The organism is Sphaerisporangium melleum (assembly GCF_014646695.1).
GTDB classification, from domain to species: Bacteria; Actinomycetota; Actinomycetes; order Streptosporangiales; family Streptosporangiaceae; genus Sphaerisporangium; species Sphaerisporangium melleum.
This window is the reverse complement of record NZ_BMNT01000029.1, coordinates 46,357-68,213: the sequence shown is the minus strand read 5'-3', so window position 1 is coordinate 68,213 and position 21,857 is coordinate 46,357. Positions and strand designations below refer to the sequence as shown.

General features: G+C 73.5%; 17 protein-coding genes. 12 read left to right on the top strand and 5 right to left on the bottom strand.

Translation table 11 applies throughout. The features are described 5' to 3' along the window. Window positions 1–22: 22 nt before the first annotated feature. The gene (locus IEY93_RS24645) at window positions 23–3,220 is read right to left on the bottom strand and encodes an efflux RND transporter permease subunit (RefSeq protein WP_189165491.1); all 3,198 of its coding nucleotides are present in this window, start codon (window positions 3,218–3,220) and stop codon (window positions 23–25) included. 129 nt (window positions 3,221–3,349) lie between these two features. Here IEY93_RS24645 and IEY93_RS24640 point away from each other — a divergent pair, with 129 nt between their 5' ends. From IEY93_RS24640 to IEY93_RS24625, 4 genes are all read left to right on the top strand, one after another. Then, window positions 3,350–3,799, top strand: coding sequence for a MarR family winged helix-turn-helix transcriptional regulator (locus IEY93_RS24640; RefSeq protein WP_189165490.1), 450 nt, complete (start codon window positions 3,350–3,352; stop codon window positions 3,797–3,799). A 222-nt stretch (window positions 3,800–4,021) separates the two neighbouring features. Beyond that, a complete protein-coding gene (locus IEY93_RS24635; RefSeq protein WP_189165489.1) occupies window positions 4,022–4,819 on the top strand; it encodes an SDR family NAD(P)-dependent oxidoreductase in 798 nt (265 codons plus the stop codon). Window positions 4,820–5,061: 242 nt separating this feature from the next. Beyond that, complete coding sequence (locus IEY93_RS24630) at window positions 5,062–6,045, top strand: aldo/keto reductase (RefSeq protein ID WP_229691431.1); 984 nt, start codon at window positions 5,062–5,064, stop codon at window positions 6,043–6,045. Window positions 6,046–6,073: 28 nt separating this feature from the next. Next, window positions 6,074–6,223 (top strand): hypothetical protein, encoded by a 150-nt coding sequence (locus tag IEY93_RS24625; protein ID WP_189165487.1) that lies wholly within the window; start codon window positions 6,074–6,076, stop codon window positions 6,221–6,223. Between the two features lie 108 nt (window positions 6,224–6,331). Here IEY93_RS24625 and IEY93_RS24620 read toward each other — a convergent pair whose 3' ends face one another. Beyond that, on the bottom strand, window positions 6,332–7,669 hold the full coding sequence (locus tag IEY93_RS24620) for an RNA polymerase sigma factor (RefSeq protein ID WP_229691430.1): 1,338 nt from the start codon (window positions 7,667–7,669) through the stop codon (window positions 6,332–6,334). Window positions 7,670–8,166: 497 nt separating this feature from the next. Here IEY93_RS24620 and IEY93_RS24615 point away from each other — a divergent pair, with 497 nt between their 5' ends. The 3 genes from IEY93_RS24615 (at window position 8,167) to IEY93_RS24605 (ending at window position 11,578) form a co-directional block, all read left to right on the top strand. Continuing rightward, window positions 8,167–9,612, top strand: a complete 1,446-nt coding sequence (locus IEY93_RS24615; RefSeq protein ID WP_189165486.1) for an alpha/beta fold hydrolase — start codon at window positions 8,167–8,169, stop codon at window positions 9,610–9,612. Window positions 9,613–9,695: 83 nt separating this feature from the next. Next, the gene (locus tag IEY93_RS24610; RefSeq protein ID WP_189165485.1) at window positions 9,696–10,940 is read left to right on the top strand and encodes a sensor histidine kinase; all 1,245 of its coding nucleotides are present in this window, start codon (window positions 9,696–9,698) and stop codon (window positions 10,938–10,940) included. Continuing rightward, the gene (locus tag IEY93_RS24605; protein WP_189165484.1) at window positions 10,937–11,578 is read left to right on the top strand and encodes a response regulator; all 642 of its coding nucleotides are present in this window, start codon (window positions 10,937–10,939) and stop codon (window positions 11,576–11,578) included. The genes IEY93_RS24610 and IEY93_RS24605 overlap by 4 nt, the downstream gene beginning before the upstream one ends. Window positions 11,579–11,923: 345 nt before the next feature. On the opposite strand, the gene IEY93_RS24600 is transcribed toward IEY93_RS24605, so the two are convergent. The 3 genes from IEY93_RS24600 to IEY93_RS24590 form a co-directional block, all read right to left on the bottom strand. Continuing rightward, the gene (locus IEY93_RS24600; RefSeq protein ID WP_189165483.1) at window positions 11,924–13,279 is read right to left on the bottom strand and encodes an acetyl-CoA carboxylase biotin carboxylase subunit; all 1,356 of its coding nucleotides are present in this window, start codon (window positions 13,277–13,279) and stop codon (window positions 11,924–11,926) included. 32 nt (window positions 13,280–13,311) lie between these two features. Further along, window positions 13,312–13,788, bottom strand: a complete 477-nt coding sequence (locus IEY93_RS24595; protein WP_189165482.1) for an acetyl-CoA carboxylase biotin carboxyl carrier protein — start codon at window positions 13,786–13,788, stop codon at window positions 13,312–13,314. 184 nt (window positions 13,789–13,972) lie between these two features. Then, complete coding sequence (locus tag IEY93_RS24590) at window positions 13,973–15,664, bottom strand: acetyl-CoA carboxylase carboxyltransferase subunit alpha (protein ID WP_189165481.1); 1,692 nt, start codon at window positions 15,662–15,664, stop codon at window positions 13,973–13,975. A 483-nt stretch (window positions 15,665–16,147) separates the two neighbouring features. Between IEY93_RS24590 and IEY93_RS24585 the strand changes: the two genes are divergently transcribed. The 5 genes from IEY93_RS24585 (at window position 16,148) to IEY93_RS24565 (ending at window position 21,831) form a co-directional block, all read left to right on the top strand. Beyond that, window positions 16,148–18,094, top strand: a complete 1,947-nt coding sequence (locus IEY93_RS24585; RefSeq protein WP_189165480.1) for an AfsR/SARP family transcriptional regulator — start codon at window positions 16,148–16,150, stop codon at window positions 18,092–18,094. Window positions 18,095–18,491: 397 nt separating this feature from the next. Continuing rightward, entirely contained in the window at window positions 18,492–18,821 is a 330-nt protein-coding gene (locus IEY93_RS24580) for a TcmI family type II polyketide cyclase (RefSeq protein WP_189165479.1), read from the top strand. After that, entirely contained in the window at window positions 18,814–19,233 is a 420-nt protein-coding gene (locus tag IEY93_RS24575; protein ID WP_189165478.1) for a cupin domain-containing protein, read from the top strand. The genes IEY93_RS24580 and IEY93_RS24575 overlap by 8 nt, the downstream gene beginning before the upstream one ends. Continuing rightward, complete coding sequence (locus IEY93_RS24570) at window positions 19,230–20,594, top strand: beta-ketoacyl-[acyl-carrier-protein] synthase family protein (RefSeq protein ID WP_189165477.1); 1,365 nt, start codon at window positions 19,230–19,232, stop codon at window positions 20,592–20,594. Before IEY93_RS24575 ends, IEY93_RS24570 begins: the two co-directional genes overlap by 4 nt. After that, complete coding sequence (locus tag IEY93_RS24565) at window positions 20,587–21,831, top strand: ketosynthase chain-length factor (protein ID WP_189165476.1); 1,245 nt, start codon at window positions 20,587–20,589, stop codon at window positions 21,829–21,831. Before IEY93_RS24570 ends, IEY93_RS24565 begins: the two co-directional genes overlap by 8 nt. Window positions 21,832–21,857 lie beyond the last annotated feature (26 nt).

The following is a 21,857-nucleotide window of genomic DNA, read 5'->3' as shown; positions in this document are numbered from 1 at the left end:
GCCCCAGTGTAGAGGGGCCGCTTCAGTGCGCGGCCAGCGCCTGCTCGTCGTACACCGCCGGCTCCCGGCCGGCCGCGCCGCCGCCCCGGCGGCCGAACCGCTCCTTGGCGCGTTCGACGATCGTGTACAGGGTGGGGACGAGGATCAGGGTGAGCAGCGTGGAGGACACCAGGCCGCCGATGACCACGATCGCCAGCGGCTGGGAGATGAACCCGCCCGACCCGGTGAGGCCGGAGGCCATCGGGGTGAGCGCGCAGATGGTGGCGATCGCGGTCATCAGGATGGGCCGAAGGCGCCGCCGGCCGCCCTCCACGACGGCCTCCACCACGCCCATGCCCTGCTCGCGGTACTGGTTGATCAGGTCGATCAGCACGATCGCGTTGGTGACCACGATGCCGATGAGCATCAGCATGCCGATCAGCGCCGGAACCCCGAGGGGGGTGCCGGTGACGCGCAGCAGGCCGATCACGCCGGTGGCGGCGAACGGGATGGACACCAGCAGGATCAGCGGCTGGGCGAAGCTGCGGAACGCCGCCACCATGATCATGAAGACGATGGCGATGGCCGCCAGCATGGCCAGGCCGAGCTGGGCGAAGGCCTCGTCCTGGTCGGCGCTCACCCCGCCGATGCTGTAGTTCACCCCGGCGGGCAGGGTCAGCGACCGCATCCGCTCGGTGATCTTCGCGGTGACGGCGCCGAGGTCGCTGGCCGTGGCGGCGGCCGACACCGAGGCGGTGCGGTCGCCGTCCTTGCGGGTGATCTGCGTGGGCCCCTCCACCTGGCGCACCGCCGCCACCGAGGACAGTTTCACCGTCCCGGAGGCGGTGGGCAGCCGCAGGTCGCGCACCGCGGCGAGGTCATCGGGCGCCGAGCCCACCCGCAAGATCACCTCGTTGCCGCGCCCGTCCAGGGTGAGGTGGCCGAGCGTGGCGCCGCGGAACGCCTGGGCGACGCTCTGCCCGATGGCCGCCTCGGTGAGGCCCGCGGCCGCGGCCTTGCGCCGGTCGACGGCCACCTGCACGCGCGGGGCGCCGGTCTGCAGGTTGGAGGTGACGTCCCGCAGCCCGTCGATGCCGCGCAGCGCCGCCGCCACCGCCTCGGCCCCCGCGCGCAGCGCCGGCAGGTCGGGCCCTTGCACGATCACCTCGGCCCGGTCGGAGGCGAAGGCGCCGCCGCCCTGCCCGCCGACGGTCACCTCGCCCACTCCGCCGAGCCCGGCGAGCTGGTCGCGCAGTGTCTGCTCCAGCGCCGGGGTGTCGGCCCCCTCGGCGACGGTCACCGAGTAGGAGGCCCGGTCGGGTGAGCCGCCCACCCCGCCGGCGAACGTGCCGCCGGAGCCCACGTTGACCTGGTAGGAGGCGATCTGCTTGAGGGAGGCCAGCAGCGTCTCGACCTTCTTGGCGGCCTTGTCGGTGGTGGCCAGGTCGGTGCCCGCGGGCATCTTCTGGGTGAGGTTGACGGTGTCGTTGCCCGAGGAGTCGATGAAGTTGGTCTTCAGCCCCGGCACCAGCGCCAGGGTGCCGGCGAACACCGCGACCCCGGCCAGCAGGGTGACCAGGCGCAGCCGCGTGGCCAGGCGCAGCACCGGCAGGTAGATGCGCTGCAGCGGGCTGCGCAGCTCGGCGGCCTCGGCCTCGGCCCGCACCTGCCGCGCCTGCTCGGGTGTCAGCGCGGGCGCGCGCAGGAACCAGTACGCCAGCACCGGGATCACCGTGAGCGACACCAGCAGCGAGGCCAGCAGCGCCACCGTCACGGTGATCGCGAACGGCGCGAACAACTGGCCGACCATGCCGCCGACGAAGGCGATCGGCAGGAACACCGCGACCGTGGTCAGCGTCGAGGCGGTCACCGCCCCGCTGACCTCGCGCACCGCGGTCAGCACCGCCTCGCGCTTGGCCTCCCCGTACCCCAGGTGGCGTTTGACGTTCTCCAGCACCACGATGGAGTCGTCCACCACCCGGCCGATCGCGATGGTCAGCGCGCCCAGCGTCAGCAGGTTCAGCGAGTGGTCTCCGGCCCACAGCGCGATCAGAGCGATGATCACCGACAGCGGGATGGACACCGCGGTCACGATCGTCGAGCGCAGCGACAGCAGGAACAGCAGGATGACCACGACGGCGAACACCAGGCCGAGCAGGCCCTCGGTGGACAGGTCCTCGATCGAGCGTTCCACGTAGGGGGCCTGGTCGAACACCACGGTGATCGCGGCGACGTCGCCGAGCGAGCGGGTCAGCCCGGCAAGTTTGCCGCGCACGTCGTGGGAGATGCGCACGGCGTTGCCGTCGGGGGTCATCGTGATCGACACGCCGAGGCTGTCGGCGCCGTCGGTGCGGGTGATCGTGGTCGCCTCGGCCGGTCTCTCCTCCACCGTCGCCACCTCGCCCAGTTTCACCGGCTTCGGCGCGGCCTGCGCGGTGCCGGCGGGTGGCGCCTGCGACGCGCCGCCCCGCCCGGAGCCCTGCCCGGCCGGGGCGGCGGCCTGCGGGGTCAGGTACAGCCCGCGCAGGTCATCAAGGGAGGAGACGCGGCGGCCGACCTGGACGGTGAGCGTCCTGCCGTCCTCGGTGAGGCCGCCGGCCGGAATCGGCGTCCCGTTGGCGCGCAGCGCGTCGGCGATCGCGGTGGGCGCCACCCCGTGCAGCGCCATGGCGAGCAGGTTGGGAGTGATGACGACGGTCTGCTCGCGGGCGCCGGTCACCGACACCTCGCGCACCCCCGGCACGCCGCGCAGTTCGGGCACCGCGATGCGCTGCAGCTTGTCGGCCATCGCGCGCTGGTCGCCGGCGTCGCCGACCGCCAGCACCATCACCGGGATGTCGTCGGTGCTGCCCGCCACCACCGTGGGCTCCACCCCTGCGGGCAGCCGGCCGCCCAGCCGGCCGACCGCCTGCTGCAGCTCGGCCACCGCACCCTCGATGTCGGTGCCGTACTCGAAGGACACCTGGACCTGCGCCATGCCCTCCCGGGAGGTGGAGGTCACCTCGGTGACGCCGCTGATGCCCTGCACGGCGCCCTCGACCGGCTTGGTCACCTGCTCCTCGACGATGTCGGGGGCCGCACCGGCGTACGGCGCCACCACGAACGCCCCGGGGAACGACAGCGACGGCAGCAGCTGCTGCTTGAGCGAGGGGATCGCGAAGGCGCCGAAGCCGCTGATCACGACCGCGACCAGGATGACGAGGCTGCGGTTGGCGAGGCTGAGCCTGGCCAGAGCGGTCATGGCACGACCTTCCTCCGAAAGACGGCCGGCGGCCGAAAGTTTCCGGCAATGCTAACACTTCGCCTGGTACGAATATTTAGCACTGCTATGAACACCTGGTAATCTGGCGGCCCGCAGCGGAAGGCGAACGTGGACGAACGACAGGAGCTGATCACCCGGATCGGCGACGCCCAGCACACCCTCGGGCGCGCGTTCGCAGGCGACCGCTCCACGCCGCTGCTGGCGCTCAACCTCACCATGCGGCAGCTCAAGGTCGCCCTCATCCTGGCCGGCCGCGGCTCGGCCTCCGGCCAGGAGCTCGCCGCCACCCTCGGCACCGGGCCCGGCACCGTCACCGGCATCGTCGACCGCCTGGTCGCCCAGGGCCTGGTCACCCGCCGTGAGGATCCCGCCGACCGCCGGGTGCGCCGCGTCGAGCTCACCGAGGCCGGGCGCCGCATGACCGAGGAGCTCATCGACGCGGGCCTGGCCGGCTACCGGCGCCTGCTCGAACGTCTGGACACCGCCACGCTGCGCAGCCTGGACGAGGTGATGGCCAAGCTGTGCGCCGCCGCGGCCGACCTGTACGGCCCCTGCTGATCCTTCGCCGCGCCCCGCAACGCAACGCGACCGGAGCGTGCGCGGCCGCCCTCCACCTTGGACCGCGCCCGGCCTTTTGGACGGGGCGCCTTCGCCTTGGGCGGGGCGCTGCGAGGAGTCCTCCCCGGCCCATGGCGATCACCCGATGCGGCCGGCGGCCCGCCCGTACCGGCGTCCGGTCCGGCGCCGGCCGCGTGTGGCGGGCTGCTACCTTCATGGTCCATGCAGCCAGGCGACGCCACCGGCACCACCGGTCACCTCCAGGCACTGTTCTCCCTGTCCGGCCGCACCGCCCTGGTGACCGGCGGCAGCTCGGGCATCGGCCAGGCCATGGCCGAGGCGATCGGCGGCGCGGGCGCCGCCGTGGTCCTTCTCGCCCGGGGCAAGCCCGGCCTGGACGCCGCGGCCGGACGGCTGCGCGAGCGCGGAGTGCGGGTGGCCGCGATCGCCGCCGACCTCGGCGACCCCGGCGACCTGCGCCGGGTGTGCGAGCAGGCGTCCGGCTTCTTCGGTGAGATCGACATCCTGGTCAACGCCGCCGCCAACAACATCCGCCGCCCGATGGAGCAGCTGACGCCCGAGGACTACGAGGCGACGATCCGGGTCAACCTCACCGCCCCCTACACCCTCGGCCAGTACTTCGGCCCCCGCATGGCGGCCCGCGGCTTCGGCCGGATCATCAACGTCGGCTCCCAGCAGTCGACCAGCGCCTTCGGGGACAGCGGCGTCTACGGCGTCAGCAAGGCCGCCCTGGCCGGGCTCACCCGCTCCCAGGCCGAGGCGTGGTCGCGGCACGGCGTGCGCAGCAACACGGTCCTGCCGGGGTTCGTGCTCACCCCGCTCACCGCCTCCGCGCAGGCCGTCCCCGGCCGGGTCGAGGCGATGGCCGCCCGCTCCATGGTCGGCCGCAACGGCGTGCCCGCCGACTTCGCCGGCATCGCGGTGCTGCTCGCCGGGGACGGCGCCGAGTACATCACCGGCCAGGCCATCTGCGTGGACGGCGGCTTCTCCGTCCACTGACCGCGCCTCGTGCGCCCAGCGCCCCTCCGCCCCGGCGGGCATCGTCCCTGTCGTGTGGCTTCGCAGGCCGGAGGCGGGCCCGCCGGGGGGATGGCCGGGCACCCGCGCCGCATCGGCGTCCCCCGTCCATGTCCATGCGTCGCGCGGTCCCGGGCGCGTGGGGCGCCGATTTGACGTGGAGTGCGCTCCAGGTCCGAGACTGGGGCTCTCGGCACCACCTGGAGCATCAAGGAGGAGCAGTCGTGAAGCAGCGCACTCTCGGCCAAGGGCTCACCGTCTCCGCTCTCGGACTCGGCTGCATGGGCATGAGCGAGTTCTACGGGCCAGGCGACGACGCCGAGTCCACCGCGACGATCCACCGCGCCCTCGACCTGGGCGTCACCTTCCTGGACACCGCCGACATCTACGGCCCGTTCACCAACGAGGTCCTGGTCGGCAAGGCCATCGCCGGGCGCAGGGACGAGGTGGTCCTGGCCACCAAGTTCGGCATCGAACGCCGCCCGGACGGCACCCGGGTCGGGGTCAACGGCCGCCCCGGCTACCTGCGGCAGGCGTGCGAGGCGTCCCTGCGGCGGCTGGGCGTCGACCACATCGACCTGTACTACCAGCACCGCGTCGACCCCGCGGTCCCCATCGAGGAGACCTGGGGCGCCATGGCCGAACTGGTGGCGGCCGGCAAGGTGCGCCACCTCGGCATCTCCGAGGCCGCCCCGGACGTGGTGCGGCGCGCTCACGCCGTCCACCCGATCACGGCCGGCCAGTACGAGTACTCGCTGTTCACCCGGGACATCGAGGACGAGGTGCTGCCCCTGCTGCGCGAGCTCGGCATCGCCCTGGTCGCCTACAGCCCGCTCGGCCGCGGCTTCCTCACCGGGACGATCACCAGCGCCGACCAGTTCGGCGCCGCCGACTTCCGCGCCGCCAACCCGCGCTTCCAGGGCGGCAACTTCACCGCCAACCGTGCTCTGGTCACCGGTGTGGAGCAGATCGCGCGCGACAAGCGGGTCACCCCCGCCCAGCTCTCGCTGGCCTGGGTCCTGGCCCAGGGCCGGGACGTGGTGCCCATCCCGGGCACCAAGCGGCGCTCCTACCTGGAGCAGAACGTCGCCGCGCTGGACATCGCCCTGACCCGCGATGAGATGGCCGCCCTGGAGCAGGCCGCGCCCAGGGGCGCCGTGGCCGGGGAACGCTACCCGGCCGCCTCCCTCCCCCGCATCACCTCCTGATCTCCTCCCACCCTCCGCGGGTGGCCGGATGTCGTATCGGCGCGGGGCGCCGGTCGCCTTGCCGGGCGACGGGGAGGGCATCGCGGTGGCGGATCGCGAGCGCATCTTCCAGCGGTTCGCCCAGGCCGGCGTCCCGGCGGCGGCCACCCGCGGATGGGGGACACGCGAGCGGGGATGAACACCATCGCCACCGCGGCATCGGCGAGAGGACGACCCGCCCCGGCGACGCTCCACCTCAGCGGCCGGCCTGCAGCCCGCCAGGCCTGCAGGCCGGCACCCGCGAGGTCTACCTTCCGGAGGTCTGCCGGGCCGAGATCCGCCGTTCTTGGGCCGCGGTGTCCTCCGACAGGGCGGGCACGGCGGGGGCTTCGCAGACGGCGGCGCGGGCGAGCAGCACAGAACGCTCGCGCTCGTCGCGGGTGAGCGAGGCGGCCCGCCGGAACTCCCGCCCCGCCTCGGCGGTCCTGCCCAGCCTGACCAGCAGGTCGCCCCGCACGCACGGCAGCAGGGGGTGGCCGTCCATCCGCGGATCACCGGCCAGCCCGTCGACCAGGCGCAGGCCCGCCTGCGGCCCGAAGGCCATGGTGAGCGCGACCGCGCGGTTCAGCTCGGCCACCGGGGAGGGCGACTGCCGCACCAGCGCCTCATACAGCGCGGCGATGCGCCGCCAGTCGGTCCGCGCGGCGGTGCCCGCGCGCGCGTGGCAGGCGGCGATCGCCGCGCGCAGCGTGTACGGCCCGGGGGCGGCGGCCTGCTCGGCACGCGCCAGCGCCGCCAGGCCGCGCGCTATGGCGGCCCGGTCCCACTTGGCGCGGTCCTGCTCCAGCAGCAGGACCGGCTCTCCGCAGGGGCCGGTGCGGGCGGCCGACCGGGAGGCCTGGATCTCCATGAGCGCGAGCAGGCCGTGCACCTCCGCCTGGCCGGGCAGCAGCCCGGCCAGGACCCCTCCCAGGCGCAGCGCCTCCTCACACAGCGCCCCGCGGGCCCCACCGTCGCCGGCGGCCGCGGTGTACCCCTCGGTGAAGATCAGATGCACGGCCTCCAGCACCGGCGGCAGCCGGCCGGCCAGCTCGGCCCCGGCCGGCGCCTCGAAGGGGACGCGGGCCTGCGACAGCGCGCCTATGGCGCCGGTGACACGTTCGGCGGCGGTGGCCTCGGCCACCAGCAAGGCCCGGGCGATCTCCCCGGTCGTCAACCCGCCCAGCAGGCGCAGGGCGAGCGCGGCGCGCGCCTTCGCCGGCAGCAGCGGGTGGCAGACGGTGAACACCAGCCGCAGCACGTCATCCTGGACGTCGCCGCCCGGCGGGAACTCCTCCGCCGCGCCGTCGCAACGGCCCTGCCCGGCCGGCCGCCGGCCCGGCTGCCCGGCGATCTCACCGTCCAGGAACCCGCGGCGCCGCAGCGGCTCCCCCGCCCGGCGCCGGCCGGCCGCCAGCAGCCAGGCACCCGGGTCGTCGGGGACGCCCTCGCGCGGCCACCGCTCCAGCGCGGCCGCCAGGGCCTCCTCGGCGAGCTCCTGTGCGGCGCCGATGTCGCCCGCGGCACGGGCCAGACCGGCCATGACGCGCGCCGACTCCGCCCGCCACACCCGGCCGACCGCGTGCTGGGTCTCCGAGACCGCCATGACCCCATATCAGAGCATCTTCTCCGCCGCTCCCGCAAACCACCCCGGCGGATCGTGGCTGGTCAGGCAGTTGAACAGGGCATCGGCACGAAGCCGGCCGGGCGGCCGGTCCCGTGACCGGCCCGAGGCCTTCCGCGGGCGCCTGCCCCCGGCACCGGCCGGGCGCCGAGCACCATCGCCGGGCCGTCCACGACCGCATGGAAACGGCCCCGGCCACTCCGACCGCGCGGGCACACCGACCGCTGATGTGCCCGCGCGCGACGCACGCGCACCTACCGGCCCCGGCGACGCCGCCTCGCGATCGGCGAAGGTTCCCGGCCACGCCGCGGCGGCGCCGGAGGGTGCAAGGGCTGGAACAGGGCGGCGAGCACCGCCATCCGATCCTGCCGGGCGGCGGGCCTGCGTGTATGCCCTGTGGCAGATGTGGCCGCAGTTTCATCCACCTAACGTGTGCGAGGTCATCTGCGGCGTTGGCCGCACCGTCCATCGGAGACTCCATGACCTGGCCAAGATCGATTTTGTGCTCCCTGCCCGTGGTCGTGATGCTGGGATCGCTCGCCCCCGCGAGCGCCACCTCACTTCCCTCCACCGCGGCACCGGCGCCGTCCCTGACATGGTCGGCATGCGGCGCGGACGCGCCGGCCGAACTGCAGTGCGCCAAGCTCGCCGTTCCCCTCGACTGGGACGAGCCCAACGGGAAGATGATCTCCCTCACCCTTGCCAGGGCCTCCGCGACCGGAAAGGCCGCGGGCACCGTCCTGTTCAGTCCCGGAGGCCCTGGCGGTCCTGGCGTACAGGTGCTGTCGCGGTCGCTGCACCACTTCGCCGGCCTGCGTACCCGGATGAACGTCGTCACCTGGAACCCACGCGGCGGGCAGAGCGGCGAGCACCTCCCGCCGGCGTCCTGCGTGACCGGCCCCGCGTTCGCCACGCCGGACAACCGGCGCGAGTACGACCTGGCACTGCGGGCGAACGCCGCCGCGGTCGCCCCCTGCAGGGAGGCCGCGCCCGAGGTGTTCGCCCACATGGACTCCGCCACCCAGGCCCGCGACATGGACGCCATCCGCGCCGCCCTGGGCGAGGCGAAGCTCTCCTATCTGGGCAACTCCTACAGCGGCGTGCTCGGGGTCTCCTACGCGCGACTGTTCCCGCAGCGGGTGCGCGCCATGGCGCTGGACAGCGTGCCCGACCACGTCTCCCCCCTCGCGGAGTCCGAGCGGCTGCAGTACAAGGGCTTGGAGGAGGTGTTCAAGCGGTTCATCCGCTGGTGCGCCGAAGCCCCGGAATGCGCACTGCACGGGACCGACGTGGAAACGACCTGGCAGGATGTCGTGAATCGGGCCGAGCGCCATCCCCTGCCCGGTGCCGCAGCCGCCGGTGACCGCCGCTACGACGGCGATGACCTCAAGGCACTGGCGCAGGGCATGGTCTTGCGTGTGGCGGGCTGGCCCGCGTTCGCCAAGGCCATCGCGAGTGCCGTCGACGGCGACGCGTCCGGATTCGATCCTCAGGGCCGCGGCGTGCCGCCACTCCCCAGCGCCCTGCGGGCGGTGACGTGCGCCGACGGCTTCCGCTACGACGGCTACCACGCCTACCGTGCGGCGGTACGGCGCTCAGCCAAGGTGTCACCGAACTTCTCCGGTGTCCGGGAGAACAATCTCCTTGGGTGTTCCCCGTGGGCCGCCAAGGCCGTCAACCCGCCTGCGCCGCTTCCGGCCCGCGCGCTTGCGCCGCTGCTCGGCATCGGGCCCGTCTACGAGTACGCCTCTGTCCGCGCCGTGACCGACCAGGTCCCCGGCTCGGTCACGGTGAGGTACGCCGGCATCGGTCACGGCCGGTACATCAACGACGGCGATCCCTGCGTGATCGGGCACGTGGACAGATACCTGATCAGCGGGAAGCTCCCGGCCGCGGGCACCACCTGCCCCGCATGGCCGGCGTGATACTGGTCTCCGTGAGACCAACAGCGGCCTTCGGCTCCCGGGCGACACGCCAGGCGGCCGGTGTCTTAAGGCACCTCCCGTTCATGGGCCGCGACGCTCTGCTCGCCTGCCTCGCCGCGGTCATCGCACTGACGGTCTCGGCGCTGGACGGCTGGTGGCGCGATCAGCCTGCCGACCTGGCCGATGTGGGTGCGGCGGCGCTCTGGGCGGTGCCGATCCTGGCGGCCTGCGCACCTTTGGCGGTGCGCAGGCGGTTGCCGCTGACGGCGGTCGCGGCGTCCGCGGCGGTGATGCTGGCGGCCGGCCTCGCTCTGGAGCGCGACAGCGGCATCTGGGTGCTGGGCCTGACCGTGGCGTCGGCGGCCTACCACCGCCACCGCCTTCGGTCGGCTCTCCTGATCGGCTCGATCACCTGGGCGGTGGCGGTGGGCATCGCGGGCACGGCCACGCCGGATCTCGCCACCATGTCCGTCTATGCGGCGGCCGGCGCGGCGCCGGTCGCCGTCGGGTACGCGCTACGGCTGCGGGCCGAACGCGCCACGCAGGCCGCGCGGCTGCGACGTGCCAGGCAAGAGCAGGCCCGCTCACAGGAGGCCGCCCGGATCGCCCGGGATGTCCACGACGTCGTGGGTCACCACCTCAGCGCCATCAGGCTCCAGGCGGTCGGCGCCCGGCGGGCGCTGGCCGGCCGCGACGGCGAGGCCGACCGCGCACTGGCCGCGATCGCCGCTTCGTCGGCCGATGCGCTGGCCGAGATCCGGGCGCTGCTGGCGACACTGGTGCGATCGGACGGCGAAGACCAGGCGCAGGCGCCGGGCCTGGCCGACCTTCCCGCGCTTGCGGAACGCAGCGGCGGATCCCGGCTGGCCGTCACCTTGGACGTCGATCCCCGCCTCGACGGCACCGTCCACCCCGAGACGGCGACCTGCGCCTACCGGGTCGTGCAGGAGGCGCTGACCAACGTGGCACGGCATTCCACGGCCCGAACGGCCTCGGTCGATCTGCGCGCGGCCGGCACCCGGGTCATCGTCACCATCGACGACCCGGGCCCGCCCCGCCGATCGCCCGTCGGCGACCCGCTGGACGACCGCGCACCGAAAGGGGGGCGAGGCCTGGCGGGCATGCGCGAGCGCGTGGCGGCGCTCGCAGGACACTGCCACATCGGCCGGCGCGGTGACAACGGCTGGCGGGTGCGCGCCGACCTCCCCGCGCTGCCCCCCGGCGCGCGACGGGAGCACGGATCGGCGGCGAGGACCGGCGGCGGCGATCACGCCCCTTCCCCGGCGTCCTGCACGGACGGCCGTGCGGTCCGGCAGGAGATCTCGTGATCCGTCTTCTGGTCGCCGACGACCAGCGTCTCGCCCGCGAGGGCCTGCGGCAACTGCTGAGCCACGAGCCCGACATCGCCTTCCTCGGCGCCGCACGCGACGGGGCCGAGCTGATCGACATGGCGCGCGAGTACCGGCCAGAGGTGATACTCACCGACCTGCGCATGCCGGGCATGGACGGGATCACGGCGATCCGGCGGCTGACGGCCCGGGAGCCGGACACGGCGATCATCGCGCTGACCACCTTCGACACGGACGAGTACCTCTTCGGTGCGCTCGAAGCGGGCGCCGTGGGCTTCCTGCTCAAGGACGGCGACCCCGACCTCTACCTGGCGGCGGTGCACGCGGCCCACCGAGGTCAGGGATTGATCGACCCGCAGGTCACCCGCAGACTCGTGCGCAGGTTCGCCACCCCGCCGGTCCGGGACGGCGCCCGGGAACTCACGGTGCGGGAAACGCAGGTGCTCCGGCTGGTGGCCCTGGGCCGGTCCAATGGGGAGATCGCCGACATGCTCGGCATCGCCCCGGGAACGGTCAAGATCCACGTGTCACGCGTCCTGGCCAAGATCGGTACTCGCACCCGTGTCCAGGCCGCGATCTACGCCTACCGGTCAGGGCTGCTGTCCCCGGACGAGTAGCCACGCCGGACGGCCGCCTGGACGCCGGGTTCGACGGCACGTGCCCCGTCAGACGCAGCGGAATGCGTCCGCTTCGATGAGAGGGCGGCGAAGACCACCGTCGCAAAGGCTGTGCCACAGCCGACAGGCCGACGTTCGAAAAGGTGCACATCTCCTTGATCCGACGGAAGGCCGGTGGACGGAAGGCCGGTGGACGGCCGGCACGGTCACCGCGATCCTCCTCATCACCGCCATGGCCCTCACGGCGATCGCCTTGCCGTCCGCCGCGGCCATCACCGCGGCGGGCGGTGCGGACGTGCACGCGGTGACGCCTGGGAGCGCTTCGGCTGTTCCTCGGCCCCGCGTTCAGGGCACCGGGGTGGACATCATCTGATCGACCAGGCCGGTGGTGTGCTTGGCGTAGCGGAACAGCGGGTGGGCCAGCACCTCGCGCAGGAACGGCAGCCCGGTACGCACCCCCGGCCCCTGGACGACCATCTCCTCCAGCGCCCGGTCGGCACGCGCGAGCGCCTGGGCCCGGTCGGGCGCCCACACCGCGACCTTGGCGATCAGTGGATCGTAGTCGGCGGTGACGCGCGCCCCGGCGCTGGCATGGGTGTCCACCCGGGTGAACGGCCCGCCCGGCGGGACGAAGTGCTCGATGGTGCCGGCGGTGGGCAGGAAGCCACGGCTGGGATCCTCGGCGTTGACCCGGCACTCGATCGCGACCCCGCGCGAGACGATGTCCTGCTGGCGCAGGCTCAGCGGCCGTCCGGCGGCGATGAGCAGTTGCTCGCGCACCAGATCGACGCCGGTCACCATCTCGGTGATCGGGTGCTCGACCTGCAGCCGGCAGTTCACCTCGATGAAGTGGCAGGCGCCGTGCTCGTCCAGCACGTACTCGAAGGTGCCCGCCCCCACATACCCCGCGGTCAGGGCGGCGCGCACGGTGAGCGCGCCCAGCCGTTCGACCGCCGCGGCCGTGAGGGTGGGCGGCGGAGTCTCCTCGATCAGCTTCTGCCGGCGCCGCTGCACCGTGCAGTCACGCGCGCCCAGGTGCACCACGTTGCCGTGGCCGTCGGCCAGCACCTGCACCTCCACGTGCCGGGCGGCGTCCAGGTACCGCTCCACGTACACCCGCGGGTCGCCGAACAGGGCGAGCGCGTCACGTCGGGTGGCGGCGTGGGCACGGGCGAAATCGCCCGGCTCGTGCACCACCGTCATGGCGCGCCCGCCGCCACCCGCAGCGGCCTTGACCACCACGGGATAGCCGATGGCGGCGGCGGTGCGGGCGGCCTCGGCCGCGCCGCCGCAGGTGCCGCCGCCGGGCAGCACCGCAAGGCCCGCGGTCTTGGCGAACTCCCTGGCCGAGGTCTTGTCCCCCAGCCGGGCGATCACCTCGGGCGGCGGGCCGATCAGGGTGAGCCCGTGCGCCCGGCAGATCTCGGCGAACTCGGCGCTCTCCGACAGGAACCCATACCCCGGGTGGACGGCATCGGCGCCGGTCTGCAAGGCGGCGGCGACGATCGCGGCCGGGTTGAGGTAGCTGCGGCGCGGCGCGGCGGGGCCGATCTGGACCGCCTCGTCGGCCAGGCGCACCGCCGGGGTGTCGCGGTCGGCCGTGGAGTGGGCGACCACCGTGCGGATCCCCATCTCGCGGCAGGTGCGCAGTACGCGCAGGGCGATCTCGCCCCGGTTGGCGATCAGGACTGTGGTGAACATGACGCTCCAGGTGGGCGGGCTCGGGGCGGCGGTCAGGCTCGGTCGTCGGGCACCAGGGCCAGCAGGGGCTCCTCGTACTGGACCGGGGCGCCGTCGGCGGCGATGACCTCGGCCACCCGGCCGCCGTGCTCGGCCTGGACGGCGTTCATCAGCTTCATCGCCTCGACGATGCCGATCTGCTGGCCCGGCTCGACGAGGTCGCCGATCTCCACGAAGGGCGCGGCTCCCGGCTCGCGGGCGCGGTAGAAGGTGCCGACCATGGGCGAGGTCACCATGATGGCGTCCTGCCGCGCGGCGGCGGCCGGGGTCCCCTCCACGGCCGGGCAGGCCGGCGGTGCGGCGCCGCCGGCCGGAGGCGGCGCCCACTCCACGTGCACGGCCAGCGTGGCGGTGGAGACGGTGATCCGGCGCAGCGGGGCCGGTCCGGTGCCGGCCAGCCGGGCTGCGTGGCGGGTCACCCAGTCCAGCACACGCTCGCCCTCCTGCGAAGGTGCGGGTTCGGCTGTCATGTGTCCTCCTTGTCCGGACGTTCATGCCGTGCGGCTATGCGGTGGCTTGGTGCTCCGACGCTGCCGGTGGCCGCATCCACCGGGCGCGGCGTGCGGGTGCTCGTGGTCCGCCGGAGCCGCACTCTCCCCCCGGAGGGCCGGGGTGAGGCGCCGGTCCGGTGCGATCCAGGTGGGCCGGTGGCCCTCAGGCCAGGCCGAAACGGCGGAAGCGGCGCCGGCGCCGGGCCACGAGCTCGGCGGGGTCGGCCCGGGCCAGCTCGTGCAGCGTCGCGGTCAGGGCGCCGCCGAGCAGGCGGGCGGCGAGCGCGGGGTCGCGGTGCGCGCCGCCGTCCGGTTCGGGCACCACCGCGTCGATCACCCCGTGGGCCAGCAGGTCGCGGGCGGTGAGCCGCAGATCGGCGGCGGCGCGCGGCGCCGCGCCGGCCTCGCGCCACAAGATGGCGGCGCAGCCCTCGGGGCTGATCACCGAGTAGACGGCGTTGCCCAGGGCCAGCACCCGGTCGGCCACGGCCAGGGCCAGCGCCCCTCCGCTGCCGCCCTCTCCGGTGACGACGGCGACCACCGGCACCGGCAGCGTGGACATCAGGCGCAGGTTCGCGGCGATGGCGTGGGCCTGCCCGCCGCGTTCGGCCTCCACCCCGGCGCAGGCGCCCGGGGTGTCCACCAGCGTGACCACCGGCAGGCCGAGCTTGCCGGCCAGGCGCATCAGCCGCGCGGCCTTGCGGAACCCGGCCGGGGTGCCCATGCCGAACCCGCGGGCGGCCAGCTCGCGGGTGTCGTGGCCTTTCTGGTGCCCGATGAGCACGACCGGCACCCCGCCCAGGCGGCCGACGCCGCCGACGATGGCCGGGCAGTCCCCCGACATCCGGTCGCCGTGCAGCTCGTGGAAGTCCTCCAGCAAGCACGCGGCGTAGTCCAACGTGGTGGGGCGGCCGGGGTCGCGGGCCAGGGCGACCGCCTGCCAGGCGTCCCGCTCGGGCAGCGCGGCCGGGTGGCGCACCAGGTGGGCGCCGGTGTCCTTCCAGGTGTGCGGGACCGGGCGGCCCTCGGCCGCCCAGCCGGCGGCCGCGAGCAGGCCGGCCAGCGCGGGCCGCAGCTCGCCTCGCGGGCGCACGTCGTCCACCAGGCCGCCCGCGAGCAGGGTCTCGGCGGTCTGGAAGCCCTCCGGCAGGCTCTGCCCGAAGGTCCCCGCGATCACCCGGGGGCCGGCGAATCCCATGCGGGCCCCCGCCTCGGCGAGGATGACGTCGGCCAGGGTGGCGTAGGAGGCGGCGACGCCCCCGTAGGTGGGGTCGGTCACCACGGTGAGGGTGAGCACCCCCGCCTCGTCCAGGTCGGCCATGGCCTGGGCGGTCTTGGCCATCTGCATGAGCGCCAGCGCGCCCTCCTGCATGCGGGCGCCGCCGGAGGCGGTCACCACCACCAGGGGCGTGCGGGTGGCCAGGGCGTGCTCGGCGGCGGCGGTGACGCGCTCGCCCACCGCGCAGCCCAGGCTGCCGCCCATGAAGGCGAAGTCCATGACCGCGGCGACGACGCGCCGGCCGTTCAGGAACGCCGATACGCAGATCGCCGCCTCGGGCAGGCCGCTGTCGTCGCGGGCCCGTTCCAGGCGGCCGGCGTAGCCGGTGAACCCCAGCGGGTCGGCCAGGGTGGGCGCGGCGGCGAGCGGGGTGGCCGTCCCGGGGTCGAAGAGCCGGTCCACCCGTTCGCGGGCGCCGAGCCGGCCGTGGTGCCCGCAGCCGGAGCACACCATCAGGTTCCTGCGGTGGTGCTCGGCGTACAGCAGATCGTGGCAGCCGGGGCAGCGGATCCACCGCGACGTCGCGGCGCCGCCGCCCGCCCGCGGGACGGCCGCCGAAGGAGCGTGCGGTCGCATGGCATTCCTCCCCTGCCTGGCGGGACGGCCGGCGCGCGGCGTCATGGCGGGCCTTCCCGTCCCGCAACGATGCGCCCGTCCGCTGGTCGCCCGCTGGGAGCGCACTGGAGCACCGCTGGAGCGCCGGCGGCCGCTCGGCGGGGGATGCCGAGCCGGCCCGGGCACCGCCGGCCACGCACACCATATAGCTACATAAGCGACTTATCCGGAAATAAGTGGGTTATTCCATCGACGCCGCCCATCGGCCACCGGACGTCCCCTACCTGGAGGTATGCACGTTATTCCGAAATCCCGTACACGGTAAAGAATATAGTACTAGACCGGGACTTTTTAGGAGATTTTGTCCTCATGAGCCATCTTTCCGGAAGTTCGGATAAGCGGGTTCATCTAAATTCGAGAGGTCCACCAGGCACACCCGGGCACCAAGGGCGGCACGGCGCGCCGCCCGCCCGGACGACCTCGCCGATCGATTGCGGAGATCACATGGAGTTCCGGGTTCTCGGTTCGCTGCAAGTCGTCGACGGCGGCGCCGATCTGACGCCCAGCGCCGGCAAGGTCCGCGCGGTCCTGGCCATGCTCGTGCTACGGCACAACCAGATCGTCTCGACCCGTGAACTCATCGACGAACTGTGGGGCGAACACCCCCCGGCGACCGCCCTGCCCACCCTGCACACCTATGTCTACAAGCTGCGCAAGATGCTCGGCACCGGCGGCCCGGCCACCGTGATCACCCAGCCGTACGGCTACCTGCTCGCCACCGCCCCCGAGACCATCGACGCCCACCGCTTCGACCGGCTGGTCGCCGACGGGTGGAACGCGCTCGAACACGACGACCCCGCCCACGCCACCCAGACCCTCACCCGGGCCCTCGCCCTATGGCGCGGTCCCGCGCTCGCCGACCTGGCCGCGGGCGAACTGCTCTCGGCGCAGATCACCCGCCTGGAAGAGGGCCGGCTACGCGCCCTGCACCTGCGCCTTGACGCCGACCTTCGCCTGGGCCGCCACCACGAACTGATCAGCGAACTGAAGGAACTCATCGCCACCCACCCCCTCAACGAGGACTTCTACGCCAAACTCATGACCGCCCTCTACCGGGCCGGCCGGCGCGGCGAGGCACTGGAGGTGTTCCAGAACCTGCGCCAGGTGCTGGTCGGGCAACTCGGCCTGGAACCCTCCCCCGCGCTGAGCCGCCTGCAGCAGCGCCTGCTGTCGGCCGACCCGGGTCTTGAGCCGCCGCTCCCGGCGGTCCCGCCGCAGGCGCCCCCGCCCGCCGCGGTACGACCGGCCCAGCTCCCGCCCGACATCGCCGACTTCGTGGGCCGCGCCGAGCCCGGCGAGCGCATCGCCGCCGTCCTGTCACGCCCGGCCGGATGCGGGACCGCCGTACGGGTGATCTGCATCAGCGGGATGCCCGGGACCGGCCGGACCACCCTGGCCGTCCACGCCGCCCACCAGGCCCGTGCCGCCTTCCCCTGCGGCCAGTTCTTCGCCGAACTCGGCGGGACGGGCGCCCCCGCCGACCCCTCGGAGGTGCTGGCCGGGTTCCTGCGCGCCGCCGGCGTCCCCGCGGCCGACATCCCCGCCGACCGCGACGAGCGCAGCAAGCTGTTCCGCACCTGGTGCAGCGACCGCCAGGTGCTCATCGTCCTCGACGACGCCGCCGGGTACGCCCAGATCCAGCCGCTGCTGCCCGGCTCCGGCGGCTGTGCGGTCATCGTGACCAGCTGCGTCCCGCTGCACGGCTTCGCCGGCGCCCACATGATCGGCATCGACCCCCTCACCGAGGACGAAGGGCTGGAGCTGCTGGCCAGGATCATCGGCCCGGACCGGGTCCGGGCCGACCACACCGCCGCCCGGCGCATCGTGCACCTGTGCGGCCGGCTGCCACTCGCCCTGCGGTGCGCCGGATCCCGGCTGGCCGCAGGTCAGGGCCTCACCCCGGCCATGTTCGCCGAGCGGCTGGAGGACCCCCGCTCGCGCCTGTCGGATCTGCGCGTGGCCGACCTGGACGTGCGCACCGCCTTCCACGCCGCCTACGAGCAACTCGGCGACGGCGAGCGCGGCCTGTTCCGGCTGCTGAGCCTGCTGCGGACACCGCAGGTCACCAGCCGGCGGGCGGCGGCGCTGCTGGGCTGCCAGAGCGGCCACGCCGAGCGGCTGCTGGCCCGCCTGGCCGACCGCTGCCTGCTGTCGGCGCACACCACCCCGGCGGGTGAGGTGCACTACGCCATGCACGAACTGGTCCGGCTGTACGCACGTGAATGCCTGGAGCGGGAACTGGACGGCCGCGCCGAACCCGAACCGCCCGCCACCGCGGCGCCCGGGCACCCCGAACCCGCCGGCATGCCGACGGAGGCGGCGGCGAAGCGGCCGTCGCCGCTGACCGTGCCGGCCGAACCCCTCACCGGCACCGCCGTCCGCGTCCCCTGACCCCGGCCGGCCTCCACCGGTGCGGCATGGGAGCGCCACTCCGACCCGCCCCTCGACCACCGCTCACAGCGGTCGTACGCCCATCTCGTCAGCAGGCGCGAGCCCTCCGGTGAGCGGTGACGCCGCCCGCACTTGCGGTCCATGAGCGGCCTTGCAGGCCGACCCGGAGGTCACCGGGATCGAGGCGAGCCTGCGCCACCGCCGGGACGGGAGGGCCATCCGCATGAACCCCGCCGGCGTCGAGGTCTCGGCCGGCGTCACGCAAGCCCCAGGCCACCGGTCTTGTACGCGGGGACCGGGAAGCGCTTCAGGCGGCAATTCCGACACTAGCGCCGCATCAGCATGAAACCAGGAGATTCGCGCAGCATTGCTGCTTGCGAGCGAAAGGAGACATCTGGTGCACCGCACGCTAATCGTCGCGCGAATGGAACCCTCCGAGACCGAAGCCGTAGCGAAGATCTTCGCCGACTCGGACGCGAGCGACCTGCCACACCTGATCGGAGTGTCACGCCGCACGCTGTTCCGCTTCCACGACCTCTACTTCCACCTCGTCGAAGCCGACCACGACATCACGCCCAACCTCTACAAGGCACGCAGCCACCCCCTGTACGGCGACATCAACCAGCGACTCGCCGAACACATCCGCCCCTACGACCCCGGCTGGCGCGAACCCAAAGACGCCATGGCCGAACCCTTCTACACCTGGGAGGCCGACGGCCATGCCTGACATCCGCCTGCAGAAGTTCAACGCCGCCAACGTCACACCCAACCACCGCCGCGGCGGCGACATCCGCGTACTGCTCGGCCCCAAGACCGCCGGCGCCACCTCCGGCTTCATGGGCGTGGCCTACCTCAAACCCGGCGAACACTTCGTCGAGCACTACCACCCCTACTCCGAAGAGTTCATGTACCTCGTCCACGGCACCGTCACCGCCCGCATCGACGGCGGCCAGGAGATCACCCTCAACCCCGGCGACGCCCTCATGGTGCCCAAAACCGTCCGCCACCGCGTCGACAACACCGGCGACGAGGAAGCGTGCATGGTCTTCCACGCCAGCCCCCTCGCACCCCGGCCCGAACTCGGCCACGTCGACACCGAACAGGCCGCCGACGGCACCCCGGCAGGGAGCCCGCGGTGAGCCAGACCGGCACCCGCACCGCCCCCCGGCGCCACACCCGCACCCGGCCCGCCAGAACCGCCACCCGGCGCACCCGCAACCAGCGAAGAGTCGTCATCACCGGCCTCGGCGTCACCGCCCCCGGCGGCATCGGCACCCCCGCGTTCTGGGACCTGATCAGCGCCGGGCGGACCGCCACCCGCACCATCAGCCTCTTCGACGCAACCGGCTTCCGCTCACAGATCGCCGCCGAATGCGACTTCGACCCGGCCGCCCGCGGCCTGTCCCCCCAAGAGGCACGCCGCATGGACCGCGCCGCCCAACTCGGCGTGGTCAGCGCCCGCGAAGCCCTGACCGACAGCGGCCTCACCACCACCATCCCACCCGAACGCCTGGGCGTCTCCATTGGCAGCGCCGTCGGATGCACCATGGGCCTGGAAGAGGAGTACGTCGTCCTCAGCGACGGCGGACGCACCTGGCTGGTCGACCCCGCCTACGGCGTACCCCAGCTCTACGGGTACATGGTCCCCAGCACCATCGCCACCGAAGTGGCCTGGGCCGGCGGCGCCGAAGGACCGGTCGCACTCATCTCCACCGGCTGCACCGCCGGCCTCGACGCCGTCGGCCACGGCTACCAGCTCGTCAAAGAAGGCAGCGCCGACGCCGTACTCGCCGGCGCCACCGACGCACCCATCTCACCCATCACCGTCGCCTGCTTCGACGCCATCAAAGCCACCTCACCCAGCAACGACGACCCGGCACACGCCTCACGACCCTTCGACCTCGACCGCAACGGATTCGTCCTCGGCGAAGGATCGGCCGTCATGGTCCTGGAAGAACGCCAAGCCGCCCTGCGCCGCGGCGCCCGCATCCACGCCGAGATCGTCGGATTCGCCAGCCGCAGCAACGCCTACCACATGACCGGCCTCAAACCCGACGGCCGGGAAATGGCCGAAGCCATCAGAGCCGCCCTGGGACAGGCACGCCTGGACCCCGGCGACATCGACTACATCAACGCCCACGGCTCGGGCACCCGCCAGAACGACCGCCACGAGACCGCCGCCTTCAAAGACGCCCTCGGCCACCACGCCTACCAGGCGCCCGTCAGCTCCATCAAATCCATGATCGGACACTCACTCGGCGCCATCGGCTCCATCGAGATCGCCGCCTGCGTCCTGGCCATCACCCACAACCTCGTCCCGCCCACCGCCAACCTGCACACCGCCGACCCCGAATGCGACCTCGACTACGTGCCGCTCACCGCCCGCGAACAACCCGTCGACGTCGTCCTCAGCGTCGGCAGCGGATTCGGCGGATTCCAGACGGCGATGCTCCTGGCCCGCGACCCGGGGGACACCGGCCGGGGAGGCCACCATGACTGAACCCCGACCCGACCGGCGGGCCACCCGCCCCGTGGTCACCGGCATCGGCGTCACCGCCCCCAACGGCCTGGGCACCCACGCCTACTGGCAGGCCACACTCGACGGCAAAAGCGGCCTCGGACGCATCACCCGCTTCGACGCCACCCGCTACCCCGTCCGCGTCGCCGGCGAGGTCACCGAATTCGACGACACCGAACACGTCCCCAGCCGGCTCGCCGTACAGACCGACCACTGGAGCCACCTCGGCCTCGCCGCCGCCGACATGGCCCTGCACGACGCAGGCGTCAAACCCGGCGACCTACCCGAATACGAAATGGCCGTCGTCACCGCCAGCTCCTCCGGCGGCACCGAATTCGGCCAGCGCGAAATCGAGAAACTCTGGAGCCAAGGACCCCAGTACGTCGGCGTCTACCAGTCGATCGCCTGGTTCTACGCCGCCACCACCGGCCAGATCTCCATCCGCTACGGCATGCGCGGCCCATGCGGGGTCATCTGCGCCGAACAGGCCGGCGGCCTGGACGTCATGGCCCAGGCCAGACGCCTGCTCCGCCAGGACGCCACCATCGTGGTCACCGGCGGCACCGACGCCTCACTGTGCCCCTACGGCCTGGTCGCCCAGATCGCCACCGGCATGCTCAGCCCCCGCGACGACCCCGAACGGGCCTACCTGCCCTTCGACACCGACGCGTGCGGCTACGTCCCCGGCGAAGGCGGCGCCATGCTCATCATGGAAGAGGAGACGGCCGCCCGAGCACGCGGCGCCCGCCCCTACGGCGCCATCGCCGGATACGGCGCCACATTCGACCCACGACCCGAACCCGGCCGACAACCGCGCTCCAACCTCGGCCGGGCCATCACCCTGGCCCTGCGCGAAGCCGGCGTCACCCCCGGCGACGTCGACGTCGTCTTCGCCGACGCACACGGCACACCCGGCCACGACCTCGCCGAAGCACACGCCATCGCCACCGTCTTCGGCCCCTACGGCGTACCCGTCACCGCACCCAAGACCATGACCGGACGCCTGTACGCCGGCGGCGCCGCACTCGACGTGGCCACGGCACTGCTGTCGGTCCGCGACGGCGTCATCCCCCCCACCGTCGGCGTACGCGCCGCCGACCCCGCATGCGAACTCGACCTGGTGCGCGCCACCCCCAGAGACGGGCCCGTACGCAACGCACTCGTCCTCGCCCGCGGGCACGGCGGCTTCAACGCGGCCCTGCTGGTCACCGCACCCTGACCCTTAAGACCTCCCCAGCCACCGGA